This window comes from Streptomyces phyllanthi (genome assembly GCF_009377205.1).
GTDB classification, from domain to species: Bacteria; Actinomycetota; Actinomycetes; order Streptomycetales; family Streptomycetaceae; genus Streptomyces; species Streptomyces phyllanthi.
In genome coordinates, this window is the sequence record NZ_VJZE01000233.1 from 1 (window position 1) to 14,017 (window position 14,017).

A 14,017-nucleotide genomic window follows, 5' to 3' on the forward strand; every position below is an offset into this window, starting at 1 on the left:
GGTGGGGAGCGGGGCGCGGACGTACGGGCGGCGGCCGCCCGGGAGCTTGGGGCGTTCGCCGTCGCGGCGCATCAGCCACAGCGCCCTGCGCCCCAACTCGACGCCCTCTCCCCAGACTTCGGGGTCGGCGGTCAGCGGGACCTCGATCCCCCCGGAGCCGGAGCCGGAGCCCGCCGAGCCCGAGCCGGGGCGGGCGGCGGACAGGATCCAGGCGAGGACGTCGACGGGATCGGGGGAGTGGCCGAGGCGTTCGGCGAGGTGCTCCCGCAGGCCCGGCGCCAGGTTCGGTTCCTGGCCGCCCGGTCGCCGGTACAGCGGGCGGACCCGGCCGGTGCGCGGGCCGTGCGGAGGGTTCAGCGGCAGTACGGACGAGACCAGCAGGACCGGACCGGAGGCCTCGGGCGCGACCGTCTGCTCCACCGCGAACGCCTGCCGCTCGTCCGCCACGCGCCACAACTCCGGCCGCGCGGCGTCGATCAGCCGGTGGTCGGGGATGAGCCACTGCTCGTCGAAGGGGGCGTGCAGGACCCGTACGGGCTCCGGGCAGGGCCCCGACTCGCGCTCCAGCCGCCCGGTGCCGCTGGACTGGCCCGGCAGCTGGGTCACCGCCGAGCGCGGGGTACGGGAGCGGGTGGGCTCGAACAGGGCCTCGCGGTCGGGCCCCTCGGCCTTGACCAGGGCGTCCCAACGGGCTTTCAGGGAGGCCGCGTCGGGGGCCGCCGGCCACCTCCGGCCCAGCCGCGGCGGGGCGACGGACCACGGCATGAGGTCCGCCAGCAGCGGAGCGTCGTCGTGCGTCACGCCCGGCATCGTACGACGGGGCGCCGACGGGATCACGTGGCGTCGAGGGTGACCGTGAAGGAGAAGCGGTCCCCGCGGTAGTGGATCAGCGCCACGTCCAGCACCCGGCCGTCCCCGCCGTACGTGACGCCCGTGTAGTGCAGGATCGGGCTGAGCAGCGGCACCCGCAGCAGACGCGCCGTCTCCGGGTCGGCCAGCCGCGCCTCCACGGTGTCGGTGATACGGCTGATGTCCGCGCCCACGACGTCCCGCAGCACCTTCGTCATGGGCCGGCGGAGCAGGTCGTCCCGGTCGATGCGCCCGGCCAGTTCGGGACGCACGTAGTTGCGGGCGTGGTTGGTCGGCTCGCCCGTCTTCTCGTCGCCGCGCAGCCGGTGGTACGTCGCCACCTCGTCCAGATCCGGGAAGTAATCGGCCAGTTCGCCCGGAACCGGAGACTTCCCGTGGTCCAGCAGCTCGGTCGTCATCCCCGACTGCTGGGCCACGATCGCGTCCACCGAGCCGAGCAGCCGCACGGGGGCGCCGCGCCGCGCGCTCGGCTCGATGAACGTGCCGCGTCTGCGGTGCCGGGTGATCAGCCCCTCGTCCTCCAGCTCCTTCAGCGCCTGCCGCATGGTCAGCACGCTCACCCCGTAGTGCCCGGCGAGCTGCTCCTCGGTCGGCAGGCGCAGCGGGTCCTGGGGTGACCGGCCCAGGATCGAGGCGCGCAGGGACTGCGAGACCTGATACCAGAGAGGCAGCTTGCGGTTCAGGACGATCGAGTCCGGGGCGAAGGAGGTCACCTGGGTATCCGTACCGGTCGCGGGCGCCGAGTGCAACGGGGGGCGGTGATCAGCCGGCCGGGCGGAAGTGGCGCCTCAGGCCCGACCACACGTCGTCGTACGCCTGTTGCAGGTGCTCCGCCCGGGCAGCCTGAGCCGTCGCGGTCATCGGCCAGCGCGTCTCGAACATGAACGCGAGCCCGTCGTCGAGCTTCTGGGGCCGCAGTTCGGCGGCGCTCGCCCTGTCGAACGTCTCCCGGTCCGGGCCGTGCGCCGACATCATGTTGTGCAGCGAGCCCCCGCCGGGCACGAAGCCCCCTTCCCCGGCCGTCTTCGCGTCGTACGCGCCCTCGATCAGGCCCATGTACTCGCTCATCACGTTCCGGTGGAAGTACGGCGGCCGGAACGTGTCCTCACCCACCAGCCAGCGCGGAGTGAAGGCGACGAAGTCGACCCCGGCCAGCCCGGGGGTGTCGCTCGGCGAGGTCAGCACCGTGAAGATCGACGGGTCCGGGTGGTCGTAGCTGATGGTGCCCATCACATTGAAGCGGCGCAGATCGTAGAGGTACGGCACATGGTTGCCGTGCCAGGCGACCACGTCGAGCGGTGAGTGGTCGTAGGTGGCCGTCCAGAGGTTCCCGCAGAACTTGTTCACCACCTCCACCGGGCCCTCGACGTCCTCGTACGCGGCTGTCGGCGCCTGGAAGTCCCGTGCGTTCGCGAGGCCGTTGGCGCCGATGGGGCCCAGGTCGGGGAGGCGGAAGGGCGCACCGTAGTTCTCGCACACATAGCCGCGGGCCGAGGTGTCCAGCAGCTCCGCACGGAAGCGGACACCGCGGGGGACCAGCGCGATCTGTGCGGGCTCCACAGGGAGCCGCCCGAACTCGGTGTGCAGCAGCAGACCGCCGCGCTCGGGGACGATCAGCAGTTCTCCGTCGGCGTCGCTGAAGACCCGGTCCATGGAGGAGTTGGCGTGGTAGAGGTGCACCGCCATACCGGTGCGCTGCGTCGCGTCCCCGTTGCCGCCGAGGGTCCACAGGCCGGCGAGGAAGTCGGTGCCCTCCGGCGGTTCCGGCAGCGGGTTCCAGCGCAGCCGGTTCGGGTCCGGCACCGTCTCGGTGAACGGCCCCGTGCGGATCGTGCCGTTGTCCGTGCGGGTGAACGCGGGGTGCGCGGCCGACGGGCGGATCCGGTACAGCCAGGAGCGCCGGTTCTGTGCCCTCGGCTCCGTGAACGCCGTACCGCTCAGCTGCTCCGCGTACAGCCCGAGGGGGGCGCGCTGGGGTGAGTTGCGGGCGACCGGCAGCGCGCCCGGGACGGCCTCCGAGCTGTGCTCGTTGCCGAAGCCGGAGAGATAGGTCAGCAGCTCGGCGGTCTTCCGCGCGTCCCGGCTCATGATCGCTCCCTCGTCCCTGATTCCTATGGCTCACCGTAGGATTCAGGGGGGTGGGGCGCAAGGGGAGGTCCGCGTCCGCGGGAGGCGGGACACGACCACAGGAGGAGCCGGGACCCGAAGAACCCGACCTCAGGGGGATCCGCCTGTCGGAGGCGTGCTCTAGTCTCCCCCGCATGTCGTGGACGCGCGGATGTCTCGCTGCGCTCGCGGTCTGTGCCCTCCTCGGCTCCGTGGCGGGCTGCGGTGACGGCGAGGCGCAGGAGCGAGGAACAGGGGTGTCGGCGTCACCGGTGGGCAACCTGCTGGACGCCACGGACGAGAGGGGACGGCACTACCGTGAGATCGACGAGACGGGCGCACCCGAGATCGGTATCGAGGTCCAGCCGGACGCCGACGGGGGTTGGGACATACGGCTGACCGTCCGCGGTTTCCGCTTCTCGCCCGCCGGGGTGAAACCGGTGGCCGTGGCCGGACGCGGCACCGCCGTCCTCTCTCTGGACGGCCGGGTCCTCACCCGTCTGCGCACCACCGAGTACCACCTTCCCGGCCGCCTCGTCCCGCGCGGCACCCACCGGCTCACCGCCCGCCTGTACGCCGACGACCACACCGTGTGGGCCGTCGACGGAGAGCCCGTCGAGAGCACGGCGGACATCACGGAGTCGGAGCCCGAGCCGACGCCGGCCGCGAGCCGGAGCGGGAGCGTCCGGGGCGCCACGGTGAGTGGGGGCGCACCCCCGGCCCGTACCGAAGGGCGTACCCGTACGGGACGCTCGTCGCACTCCGCCCGAAAGGCATCATGAAGCCCGTGTCCCAAGCGACCTCGCTGCGCCGCGCGCCCGTGCAGCGCCGCAGCGCCGAACGACTGACCAGGATCCTCGACGCCTGCGCCGACCTGCTCGACGAGGTGGGGTACGACGCCCTGAGCACCCGGGCCGTGGCCCTGCGCGCCGGAGTGCCCATCGGCTCGGTCTACCGCTTCTTCGGCAACAAGCGCGCGATGGCCGACGCCCTCGCCGAGCGCAACCTCGACCGCTTCACGGAGCGCGTCACCGAGCGCCTGCGGGAGACGGCCCGGGAGGCGGGCGGGGGAGCGGGCTGGCGTACGGCCATGGACGCCGTCCTCGACGAGTACCTCGACATGAAGCGCACCGCGCCCGGTTTCGCCCTCGTCGACTTCGGCAACCAGATCCCGGTCGGCGCCCTCCACTCCGAGCCCAACCACCGTGTCGCGGACCGCCTCACCGAGCTCCTCTCCGGCTATATCGACCGCACCCCCGACGACGACCTCCGCCGCACCTTCCTCATCGCCGTGGAAACCGCCGACACCCTCGTCCAGCTCGCCTTCCGGGTCTCCCCGGACGGGGACGAGCGGATCATCGAGGAGGCGCGGGAGCTGCTGAGGGCGTATCTGGCGCGGGTCCTGGACTGATCGGACCGACGCGGCCCCCAGGAGCCGGGGATCGGCCCGGCAGGGGACTCCCCCAGATGCATACCGGTCGGTATGCTCGGTCGCAGTCGTGCGTCAACGCAGCCGCAGCCCCCCGGAGGACCCGTGTCCCGTACCGCTGACACCACCGCAGACTCCCGTACGGCTCTGCGGATCTGCCCCCTCTGCGAGGCGACCTGCGGGCTGACCCTCACCATCGAGGGCACCCGCGTCACCCGTGCCCGCGGGGACCGCGACGATGTGTTCAGCAAGGGGTTCATCTGCCCCAAGGGGGCCTCGTTCGGGGCGGCCGACGGGGACCCGGACCGGCTGCGCACCCCGCTGGTCCGCAAGGACGGGGAACTGCGCGAGGCCACCTGGGAGGAGGCGTTCGACGCCGTCGCCGCGGGCCTGCGCACAGTCGTCGAGACGCACGGGCCGAACGCCGTCGGCATCGTCCTCGGCAACCCGAACGTGCACACCATGGCGGGCGCCCTCTACCCGCCCGTCCTGCTCGCCGGCCTCGGCACCCGCAGCGTGTTCACCGCGTCCACGGTCGACCAGATGCCCAAACACGTCTCCAGCGGACTGCTGTACGGCGACGCCAATCTCATACCGGTGCCCGACCTCGACCGCGCCGACCACCTGCTGCTCCTCGGCGCCAACCCCCTGGAGTCCAACGGCAGTCTGTGCACCGCCCCCGACTTCCCCGGCAAGCTGAAGGCCCTCAAGGCGCGCGGCGGCACCCTCACGGTCGTCGACCCGCGCCTCACCCGCACCGCCAAACTCGCCGACCGGCATGTCGCCATCCGGCCGGGCACGGACGCGCTGCTGCTCGCCGCGATGGCGTACGTCCTCTTCGAGGAGAAGCTCGTCGACCTCGGGGAGCTCGCCCCGCATGTGCTGGGGGCCGACGAACTCGCCGAGGCCGTCCAGGGGTTCACCCCGGAGGCCGCCGCCGAGGCGTGCGACGTGGACGCCGGTACGATCCGCGCGCTCGCCCGCGAGCTGGCCGCCGCGCCGACCGCCGCCGTCTATGGGCGCATCGGCAGCTGCACCGTCCCGCACGGCACCCTCGCCAGCTGGCTCGTCGACGTGCTGAACGTGCTCACCGGCAACCTCGACCGGCCCGGCGGGGCGCTCTTCCCGCTGTCCGCCACCGACAAGACACCGCGACCGGCCGGTCCGGGACACGGCTTCCAGCTCGGGCGCTGGCACAGCCGGGTGAGCGGACACCCCGAGGCCAAGGGCGAGTTGCCGCTGTCCGCCCTCGCCGAGGAGATCGACACCGCGACCGGCGAGGGCACCCCCGTGCGCGCCGTCATCGCCGTCGCCGCCAACCCGGTCCTCTCCGCGCCCGACGGAGACCGGCTCGACAAGGCGCTCGGCTCACTGGACTTCATGGTCAGCGTCGACCCGTACCTGAACGAGACCTCGCGCCACGCGCACGTGCTCCTGCCGCCGCCCCCGCCCTCGCAGGCCCCGCACTTCGACTTCGCGTTCAACGCCTTCGCCGTGCGCAACCAGGCCCGCTACAGCCCCGCCGCCGTCCCCCTGGAGGAGGGCCGGATGGCCGAGACCGAGATCCTCGCCCGGCTGGTCCTCGCCGCCACCGATTGGGGTCTCCCCTGCTCGAGCGAAGCCGAGAGCTTGGGGAAGCACGGTGCCGACCCCTCCGCCGTGGACGCCATGGTCATCGACCAGACGCTGGGCAAGGCGGTCAGGGAGGCCCACTCGCCCGTGTACGGGCGCGATCCGGGCGAGCTGGCCGCCGCGCTCACCGGCGGTACCGGGCCCGAGCGGCGGCTCGACATGATGTTGCGCCTCGGCCCGTACGGTGAGGGGTTCGGCGCGCGAGCCGACGGACTGACCCTGGAGAAGCTGCTCGCGCATCCGCACGGCGTCGACCTCGGGCCCCTCCGGCCGCGGCTGCCGCAGCCGCTGAAGACGCCCAGCGGGAAGGTGGAGTTGCTGCCGGGGCCGATCGCCGGTGACCTGCCCAGGCTGCGGGAGGCGCTGCGGGAGCGCCCCGACGGGCTCGTGCTCGTCGGGCGGCGGCATCTGCGGTCCAACAACAGCTGGCTGCACAACGTGCCCGCCCTCACCGGGGGCACCAACCGCTGCACGCTGCACATCCACCCCGACGACGCCGCCCGCGTCGGGATCGCCGACGGGGACGCCGTACGGATCAAGGGCGCCGGGGGAGAGGTCACCGCTCCCGTGGAGATCACCGACGCCATCCGGCGCGGTGTCGTGAGCCTCCCGCACGGCTGGGGACACGACCGTCCCGGCACCCGGATGAGCCATGCCGCGCTCGACCCCGGCGCCAACGTCAACCAGCTTCTGGACGGCTCGCAACTCGACCCGCTGTCGGGCAACGCGGTCCTCAACGGCGTGCCCGTTGACCTGGTGCCTGCCCTCGCTCCAACTGCGGCAACGCTGTGACCTGGAGTTTTGCGCTTATTGCTCGCATGTCAACGTCTTGTTAACGGTTGTGTACGCGCCCTAACGTCGCTCCAACCGCCGGCCCTGGTGGCTGTTCAAGGGCGAACGTTAGGTAATCCAACTCATGCTGACCATCCTCGGCTTCACCATGATCGCGACCTTCCTGGTCCTGATCATGATGAAGAAGATGTCGCCGATCGCGGCGCTCGTGCTGATCCCCGCGCTCTTCTGCGTATTCGTCGGAAAGGGAGCCAAGCTCGGCGACTACGTCATCGAGGGGGTGGGCCAGCTCGCGCCCACCGCCGCGATGCTGATGTTCGCCATCGTCTACTTCGGCCTCATGATCGACGTCGGGCTCTTCGACCCGATCGTCCGCGGGATCCTGAAGTTCTGCAAGGCCGACCCGCTGCGCATCGTCGTCGGTACGGCCCTGCTCGCCGCGATCGTGTCGCTCGACGGTGACGGCTCGACCACCTTCATGATCACGGTCTCGGCGATGTACCCGCTGTACAAGCGCCTGAAGATGAGCCTGGTCGTGATGACCGGCGTCGCCGCCACCGCCAACGGCGTGATGAACACCCTGCCCTGGGGCGGCCCGACGGCCCGCGCCGCCACCGCGCTGAAGCTCGACGCGGGCGAGATCTTCGTCCCGATGATCCCGGCGCTCCTCGTCGGCCTGCTCTTCGTCTTCGTCCTCTCGTACGTCCTCGGTCTGCGCGAGCGCAAGCGCCTCGGCACGCTGAGCCTGGGCGACGTCCTGGAGAAGGAGAAGACCACCGAGGCGGAGCCCGAGACCGAGACGGTGCTCGTCGGCGCGGGTGCCTCCGGCGGTTCCGGCAACGACAAGGGCCGTACGGCGAAGGCCACGGGCGGCGCGGGCTCCGGCACCGACGCCGAGAACGCCGAGAACGCTGAGAACGCCGCCGACTCCGAGGACGTGCGGCTCCAGGGCCTGGACCCCAACCGCGAGACCCTGCGCCCGAAGCTGTACTGGTTCAACGCGCTGCTCACGGTGGCCCTGCTCACCGCGATGATCATGGAGTGGCTACCGATCCCGGTGCTGTTCATCCTCGGTGCCGCGCTCGCGCTGACCGTCAACTTCCCCGGCATTCCCGCCCAGAAGGCCCGGCTCGCCGCCCACGCCGACAACGTCCTCAACGTCTCCGGCATGGTCTTCGCCGCCGCCGTCTTCACCGGCGTCCTGCAGGGCACCGGCATGGTCGACTCCATGGCCAAGTGGATCGTCGACAGCATCCCGAGCGGCATGGGTCCGCACATGGCGCTCGTCACCGGCTTCCTGAGCCTTCCGCTGACGTACTTCATGTCGAACGACGGCTTCTACTTCGGTGTTCTGCCGGTGCTCGCCGAGGCCGGCGCCGCGCACGGGGTGTCGCCGCTGGAGATCGCCCGCGCCTCGCTCGTCGGCCAGCCGCTGCACATGTCGAGCCCGCTGGTCCCGGCCGTGTACGTGCTCGTCGGTATGGCGAAGGTCGAGTTCGGCGACCACACGAAGTTCGTGGTCAAGTGGGCGGCGATCACCTCGCTGATCATCCTCGGTGCGGGGATCCTGTTCGGCATCATCTGAGCCCCGCGGGGCAGTTGAGAACCGCAGAACCATCAAGGAGGACGGCAACGTGAGGCCCGGTGGGAGCCGCGGCTGGCTGCTCCGCCTCGTCATCGCCTTCAGCTTCGCGCAGGGGGCGGTGTCGATGGCGCGGCCCGCCGTGTCCTACCGGGCCCTCGCGCTGGGCGCCGACGAGCGCGCGGTCGGCGTGATCGCGGGGGTCTACGCCCTGCTCCCGCTCTTCGCAGCCGTACCGCTGGGCCGCCGTACCGACCACGGGCGGTGCGCCCCGCTGCTGCCCGTCGGCGTCGTCCTCATCTCCGGCGGCTGCGTGCTCAGCGGTGTCGCCGGCTCCCTTCCGGCGATGGCCGCCTGGAGCGGAGTGATGGGGCTCGGGCACCTGTCCTTCGTCATCGGCGCCCAGTCGATCGTGGCCCGTCAGTCCGCGCCGCGTGAACAGGACCGCAACTTCGGCCACTTCACCATCGGCGCCTCACTCGGCCAGCTCGTCGGCCCGATCGCCGCGGGCACGCTGATCGGCGGCCCGGACATGGCGGGCACCAGCGCGCTCGCGCTGCTCGTGGCGGGCGCGGGGGCCGCGGTCGCGTTCACCTCGCTGTGGCGCATCGAGCGCCGTACGGCACCCAAGTCCCGTACGGAACACGGCGAACGCGTCCCGGTGCACCGCATCCTGCGCACCCGGGGCGTGCCCGCGGGCATCTTCATCAGTCTCGCCGTGCTGTCCGCGACGGACATCCTGACCGCGTACCTGCCGGTGATCGGCGAGGACCGCGGTATCGCACCGTCCGTGATCGGCGTACTGCTCAGCCTGCGCGCCGCGGCCACCATCGCCTGCCGGCTCGTGATGACGCCCATGCTGCGGCTGCTCGGCCGGACCGCGCTGCTCACCGTGACCTGCCTGGTGGGCGCCGTGCTGTGCGCCGGCATGGCGCTGCCCGTGCCGGTGTGGGCGCTCGCCGTCATGCTCGCGGTCCTCGGGTTCTGCCTGGGTGTCGGGCAGCCGCTGTCCATGACCACGGTCGTGCAGGCCGCCCCGGACGACGCCCGCTCCACCGCCCTCGCGCTGCGGCTCACCGGCAACCGGCTCGGCCAGGTCGCCGCGCCCGCCGCCGCGGGACTCGTGGCCGGAGTCGCCGGTGTGGCCGCGCCGTTCGTGATGCTCGGCGTGCTGTTGCTGCTCTCCTCGGGTACGGCGCTGCGGTCGCGCGCGAAGCCGGGGAAGGGGCCGGAGGACGACGGTGGGACGAGCCGCGGATCTTCTGCGGCCTCCTTGGGCCGGAAGAGCGAAATCTGACGGTCCATGAGGCGTCCCCGAGGCGTGGCCGGTGGTCCCGGCCGACGCGAATGTGACAGAGAGTCAGGCGACAAGCGCGAATTGTGTGACTATCACCTGACCCGGAGGTCCCGCATGCCCACCTCGTCGTCCCTCCCGCGCCGCTCGGGGGCGCACCCGGGCACTCTCACCCTCGCGGCGCTGGCCGCCGCGGGAACCGCCCTGCTCGCCGTACCGGCCGCCGTCGCGGCTCCCGGCGACAACGGCGACGTCACCGTCCGCATCGAGGACGCCGACGCCCCGGTGGACCCCAACCAGCCGGGGGCCTGCGAGTTCTACCTGGAAGCCGCCTCCTTCGACGTGGTCCCGGGCCTCGCGTGGACCATCGAGCCGCAGCCGGCGCGGTCGGGCGCCGCCCAGCTCTCGGGGCATCTCACGCTCGCCGCGGGCGAGGGCCGGACGGACGGCACCATGGCGCTTCCCGAAGGGCAGTACAAGCTGACCTGGAGGACCGACGGCGGCATGGGCGCAGGCAAGCAGAAGTTCTTCAAGGTCGACTGCCGGAACGAGACGCCGGCCGCCGGACCGGACTCCGAGGGGCAGACCGAACCGGGCACCGAACAGGACGCCGGCCCGGACAAGGAGCAGGAGGCCGCCGAGGACACCGGGCGGAGCGCGGAGCGGAACGTCGGCCGGGACGCGGAGCGGAACGGCGGCCAGGACACCGAACGGGGCGCGGAGCGGAACTCCGGCCAGGACGCCGACCGGAACGCGGACCGGAACGCGGGTCCGGACATGCCGAACGGCGGGCCTCCCGCCGGAGGCGGCGGTCTCGCACAGCCGCAGGGCTTCGGGCCGCTCGGGGGCGCGCCGGTCGCGGGCATGGTGGCCGCCGGTCTGGTCGCGGTCGGCGGAGCCGCGTACTTCCGGCTGCGCCGCCGTGCCGATGGCGCGGCGTAGCCGCGTCCGGAGGCCCTGGTACAGGACGCGTGCCTACCGCCTGACACGGACGATCGTCGTGACCGTTTCCCTGGTGACGGGCGGCGTCTGGTGGGCTCAGGACAACGGTCCCGCAGGCTCCGCCGGGGCCCGCACGGACGCGCGTGGTGCGGGGGCACCAGGCGTGCCGGGGTCCCGGCGGCTCTTTCCCGCCGAACCGGCCCCCACCGCGGGGCCGCCCATGACCGCGCCGCCGCTCCGGCCGCTCGCGCGCTCCCGGGCCACCTCCCTGGCCATCCCGTACCTCGACATCTCGGCACCCGTGGTCGGCCTCCGCCTCGACCGCCGGCGAAGACTCCCCGCCCCTCCGCAGGACGACCCCGAACTGGTCGGCTGGTACGAGGGCGGCCCCGCGCCCGGCGAGCCCGGTACGGCCGTCGTCGTCGGCCACCGCGACACCAGGACCGGGCCCGCCGTCTTCGCCGCCCTCGACGCGATCCGGCCCGGGCGCGTCGTGGAGGCCAGGCGTGCCGACGGGGTCACCGCCGTCTACACCGTGGACGCGGTCAGGACGTACGAGAAGGCGCACTTCCCCGACCGGGAGGTCTACGGCATCCGGAACCGCCCGGAGCTGCGGCTGATCACCTGCGCCGGCCGGTACGACCGGAAGACCGGCTACTCGGGCAACGTCGTGGTCTTCGCCCATCTGACGGCCACCCAGGGGCCGAAGCGCCCCGTGTGAGCCGCGTCACGCGCAGGTCCGGGTGGGTAGAGCGCAGAAAACTAACGTCGCTAGTTTAGGAGCCGGACGACGAGGAACGCCCGGGAGGAACGCCATGAAGGCACACGACGGCATATACATCGACGGCGCCTGGCGGCCCGCCGCCGGGACGGACACGATCGCGGTCGTGAACCCGGCCGACGAGCAGGTGATCGGCCACGTCCCCGCGGGCACGGCCGAGGACGTCGACGCCGCCGTACGGGCCGCGCGCGCCGCCCTCCCCGGCTGGGCCGCCACCCCGCCCGCCGGGCGGGGCGCCCTCATCGGCGCCCTCCGGGACGTACTCGCCGCCCGCCAGGACGAGATCGCCGGGACCGTCACGGCCGAGCTGGGCTCTCCGCCGCCGTTCGCGCAGAAGGTCCAGGCGGGGCTGCCGGTGCTGGTCGCCGGGTCGTACGCCGAGCTGGCGGCGACATACGCCTTCGAGGAGAAGGTGGGCAACTCGACCGTCCACCACGAGCCCGTCGGCGTCGTCGGCGCCATCACGCCCTGGAACTACCCGCTCCACCAGATCGTCGCCAAGGTCGCCCCGGCCCTGGCGGCCGGCTGCACGATCGTGCTGAAGCCGGCCGAGGACACCCCGCTCACCGCCCAGCTCTTCGCCGAGGCGGTGGACGAGGCCGGCATCCCGGCCGGTGTCTTCAACCTCGTCACCGGCCTCGGCCCGGTCGCCGGCCAGGCGCTCGCCGAGCACGAGGGGGTGGACCTGGTGTCCTTCACCGGCTCCACGGCGGTCGGCCGGCAGATCGCCGCGACGGCCGGAGCGGCGATCAAGAAGGTGGCCCTGGAACTCGGCGGCAAGTCCGCCAACGTCATCCTGCCGGGCGCCGACCTGGAGCGGGCCGTGCACGTGGGCGTCGCCAACGTCATGTCCAACTCCGGCCAGACGTGCAGCGCCTGGACCCGCATGCTCGTCCACGCCTCGCAGTACGAGCGGGCGGTCGGGCTGGCCGCCGAGGCCGCCGCGAAGTACGGCGACCGCATCGGCCCGCTGGTCAGCGCCAAGCAGCGGGAACGCGTGCGGGGTTACATCGAGAAGGGTGTCGCGGAGGGCGCGCGGCTGGTCGCGGGCGGCGTGGAATCCCCCTACGAGAGGGGCTACTTCGTGAGCCCGACGGTCTTCGCGGATGTGACACCCGGGATGACCATCGCCCAGGAGGAGATCTTCGGGCCGGTCCTCTCGGTCATGCGCTACGAGGACGAGGACGACGCCGTACGGATCGCCAACGGCACGGTGTACGGGCTCGCGGGTGCCGTGTGGGCGGGCGAGGAGGCGGAGGCGGTGGCCTTCGCGCGACGGCTCGACACCGGCCAGGTGGACATCAACGGCGGACGCTTCAACCCCCTGGCCCCGTTCGGTGGTTACAAGCAGTCGGGTGTGGGGCGCGAGCTCGGTACGCACGGGCTGGGCGAGTATCTCCAGACCAAGTCCCTCCAGTTCTGAGGAGCCGTCCTTCATGACCACCCGGGTCCGTGCCGCCGTCCTGCCCGCCGTCGGGGCTCCGCTGGAGATCACCGAGATCGAACTGCCGCCGCCCGGACCCGGACAGGTACGGGTCCGGCTCGCCGCCGCCGGGGTCTGTCACTCCGACCTGTCCCTGTCCGACGGCACCCTGCGGGTGCCGGTGCCCGCGGTGCTCGGCCACGAGGGCGCGGGCACGGTGGTTGCCGTCGGCCCCGACGTCACCCATCTCGCGCCGGGCGAGGGGGTGGTCCTGAACTGGTCTCCTTCGTGCGGTGCTTGCCCTGCCTGCTCGCTGGGTGAGGTGTGGCTGTGCGCGAACGCGCTGACGGGCGTGGGGGACGTGTACGCGCGGCGCGTCCGTGACGGGGCGGACCTTCACCCCGGTCTCAACGTGGCCGCGTTCGCGGAGGAGACGGTGGTGTCCGCCGACTGCGTGCTTCCCGCGCCGGACGGCGTTCCGCTCGCCGACGCGGCGCTGCTCGGCTGCGCGGTTCTCACCGGGTACGGCGCCGTCCATCACTCGGCGCAGGTCCGGCCCGGGGAGACCGTGGCGGTGTTCGGGGCCGGGGGTGTCGGTCTGGCGGCGCTCCAGTCGGCCCGGATCGCGGGTGCCTCGCGGCTGATCGCCGTGGATGTCTCCCCGGCGAAGGAGGAACTGGCCCGTTCGGCGGGTGCGACGGACTTCGTCGTGGTCTCCGGGAACACGGCGCGTGAGATCCGCGCGCTCACCGGGAAGCAGGGCGTGGACGTGGCGGTGGAGTGCGTGGGGCGTGCTGCGGCCATCCGCGCGGCCTGGGACTCCACGCGGCGGGGTGGCCGCACCACGGTCGTCGGTATCGGAGGCAAGGACCAGGAGGTCACCTTCAACGCGATGGAGATCTTCCACTGGGGCCGGACGCTCTCCGGCTGCGTGTACGGCAACTCCGACCCGGCGCGGGACCTGCCGGTGCTGGCCGGGCATGTGGGTGCGGGGCGTCTGGACCTGGGGGCGCTGGTGACGGAACGGATCGGGCTGGAGGGGATCCCGGCGGCGTTCGAGAACATGGTGGCGGGGAAGGGCGGTCGGGCGCTGGTGGTGTTCTAGGGGGCTTTTTCGCCCCCGCCGCCCCTACCCGTCCCATCCACGTCCCATCCCCAGGGGCGCT

General features: G+C 72.5%; 12 protein-coding genes. 9 read left to right on the top strand and 3 right to left on the bottom strand.

The window, feature by feature from the left end; all coding sequences use genetic code 11:
* From FNH04_RS27520 to hmgA, 3 genes are all read right to left on the bottom strand, one after another.
* Positions 1–810 (bottom strand): type ISP restriction/modification enzyme (locus FNH04_RS27520; RefSeq protein ID WP_152788487.1); only part of this gene is annotated, 810 nt, incomplete at its 3' end.
* Positions 811–833: 23 nt separating this feature from the next.
* Complete coding sequence (locus FNH04_RS27525; protein ID WP_322724001.1) at positions 834–1,583, bottom strand: GntR family transcriptional regulator; 750 nt, start codon at positions 1,581–1,583, stop codon at positions 834–836.
* Between the two features lie 49 nt (positions 1,584–1,632).
* Positions 1,633–2,958 carry a homogentisate 1,2-dioxygenase gene (gene hmgA / locus FNH04_RS27530; protein ID WP_152788489.1) on the bottom strand — a complete coding sequence of 442 codons (1,326 nt, stop codon included), beginning with the start codon at positions 2,956–2,958 and terminating at the stop codon, positions 1,633–1,635.
* A 173-nt stretch (positions 2,959–3,131) separates the two neighbouring features.
* Between hmgA and FNH04_RS27535 the strand changes: the two genes are divergently transcribed.
* The 9 genes from FNH04_RS27535 to FNH04_RS27575 all read left to right on the top strand — a co-directional run bounded on the left by FNH04_RS27535 (position 3,132) and on the right by FNH04_RS27575 (position 13,956).
* On the top strand, positions 3,132–3,758 hold the full coding sequence (locus tag FNH04_RS27535; protein ID WP_152788490.1) for a nuclear transport factor 2 family protein: 627 nt from the start codon (positions 3,132–3,134) through the stop codon (positions 3,756–3,758).
* Positions 3,755–4,387, top strand: a complete 633-nt coding sequence (locus tag FNH04_RS27540; protein ID WP_152788491.1) for a TetR/AcrR family transcriptional regulator — start codon at positions 3,755–3,757, stop codon at positions 4,385–4,387. The genes FNH04_RS27535 and FNH04_RS27540 overlap by 4 nt, the downstream gene beginning before the upstream one ends.
* A gap of 72 nt (positions 4,388–4,459) precedes the next feature.
* Positions 4,460–6,829 carry a molybdopterin oxidoreductase family protein gene (locus tag FNH04_RS27545; protein ID WP_152788492.1) on the top strand — a complete coding sequence of 790 codons (2,370 nt, stop codon included), beginning with the start codon at positions 4,460–4,462 and terminating at the stop codon, positions 6,827–6,829.
* A 124-nt stretch (positions 6,830–6,953) separates the two neighbouring features.
* Positions 6,954–8,414: a CitMHS family transporter gene (locus FNH04_RS27550; RefSeq protein WP_152788493.1), complete on the top strand. Its 1,461-nt coding sequence runs from the start codon at positions 6,954–6,956 to the stop codon at positions 8,412–8,414.
* Positions 8,415–8,463: 49 nt separating this feature from the next.
* Positions 8,464–9,708 (top strand): MFS transporter, encoded by a 1,245-nt coding sequence (locus tag FNH04_RS27555; RefSeq protein WP_322724004.1) that lies wholly within the window; start codon positions 8,464–8,466, stop codon positions 9,706–9,708.
* 114 nt (positions 9,709–9,822) lie between these two features.
* A complete protein-coding gene (locus tag FNH04_RS27560; protein WP_152788494.1) occupies positions 9,823–10,647 on the top strand; it encodes a hypothetical protein in 825 nt (274 codons plus the stop codon).
* A complete protein-coding gene (locus tag FNH04_RS27565; protein ID WP_152788495.1) occupies positions 10,634–11,368 on the top strand; it encodes a class F sortase in 735 nt (244 codons plus the stop codon). The genes FNH04_RS27560 and FNH04_RS27565 overlap by 14 nt, the downstream gene beginning before the upstream one ends.
* A 94-nt stretch (positions 11,369–11,462) precedes the next feature.
* Positions 11,463–12,851 (top strand): aldehyde dehydrogenase family protein, encoded by a 1,389-nt coding sequence (locus tag FNH04_RS27570; protein ID WP_152788496.1) that lies wholly within the window; start codon positions 11,463–11,465, stop codon positions 12,849–12,851.
* Positions 12,852–12,864: 13 nt separating this feature from the next.
* Entirely contained in the window at positions 12,865–13,956 is a 1,092-nt protein-coding gene (locus FNH04_RS27575) for a Zn-dependent alcohol dehydrogenase (protein ID WP_152788497.1), read from the top strand.
* The last annotated feature ends 61 nt before the right edge of the window (positions 13,957–14,017 follow it).

Coding starts and splice junctions, on each gene's coding strand:
- hmgA (WP_152788489.1), bottom strand. CDS start 2,958: ATGAGCCGGGACGCGCGGAAGACCGCCGAGCTGCTGACCTATCTCTCC.
- FNH04_RS27535 (WP_152788490.1), top strand. CDS start 3,132: ATGTCGTGGACGCGCGGATGTCTCGCTGCGCTCGCGGTCTGTGCCCTC.
- FNH04_RS27540 (WP_152788491.1), top strand. CDS start 3,755: ATGAAGCCCGTGTCCCAAGCGACCTCGCTGCGCCGCGCGCCCGTGCAG.
- FNH04_RS27545 (WP_152788492.1), top strand. CDS start 4,460: ATGCTCGGTCGCAGTCGTGCGTCAACGCAGCCGCAGCCCCCCGGAGGA.
- FNH04_RS27550 (WP_152788493.1), top strand. CDS start 6,954: ATGCTGACCATCCTCGGCTTCACCATGATCGCGACCTTCCTGGTCCTG.
- FNH04_RS27560 (WP_152788494.1), top strand. CDS start 9,823: ATGCCCACCTCGTCGTCCCTCCCGCGCCGCTCGGGGGCGCACCCGGGC.
- FNH04_RS27565 (WP_152788495.1), top strand. CDS start 10,634: ATGGCGCGGCGTAGCCGCGTCCGGAGGCCCTGGTACAGGACGCGTGCC.
- FNH04_RS27570 (WP_152788496.1), top strand. CDS start 11,463: ATGAAGGCACACGACGGCATATACATCGACGGCGCCTGGCGGCCCGCC.
- FNH04_RS27575 (WP_152788497.1), top strand. CDS start 12,865: ATGACCACCCGGGTCCGTGCCGCCGTCCTGCCCGCCGTCGGGGCTCCG.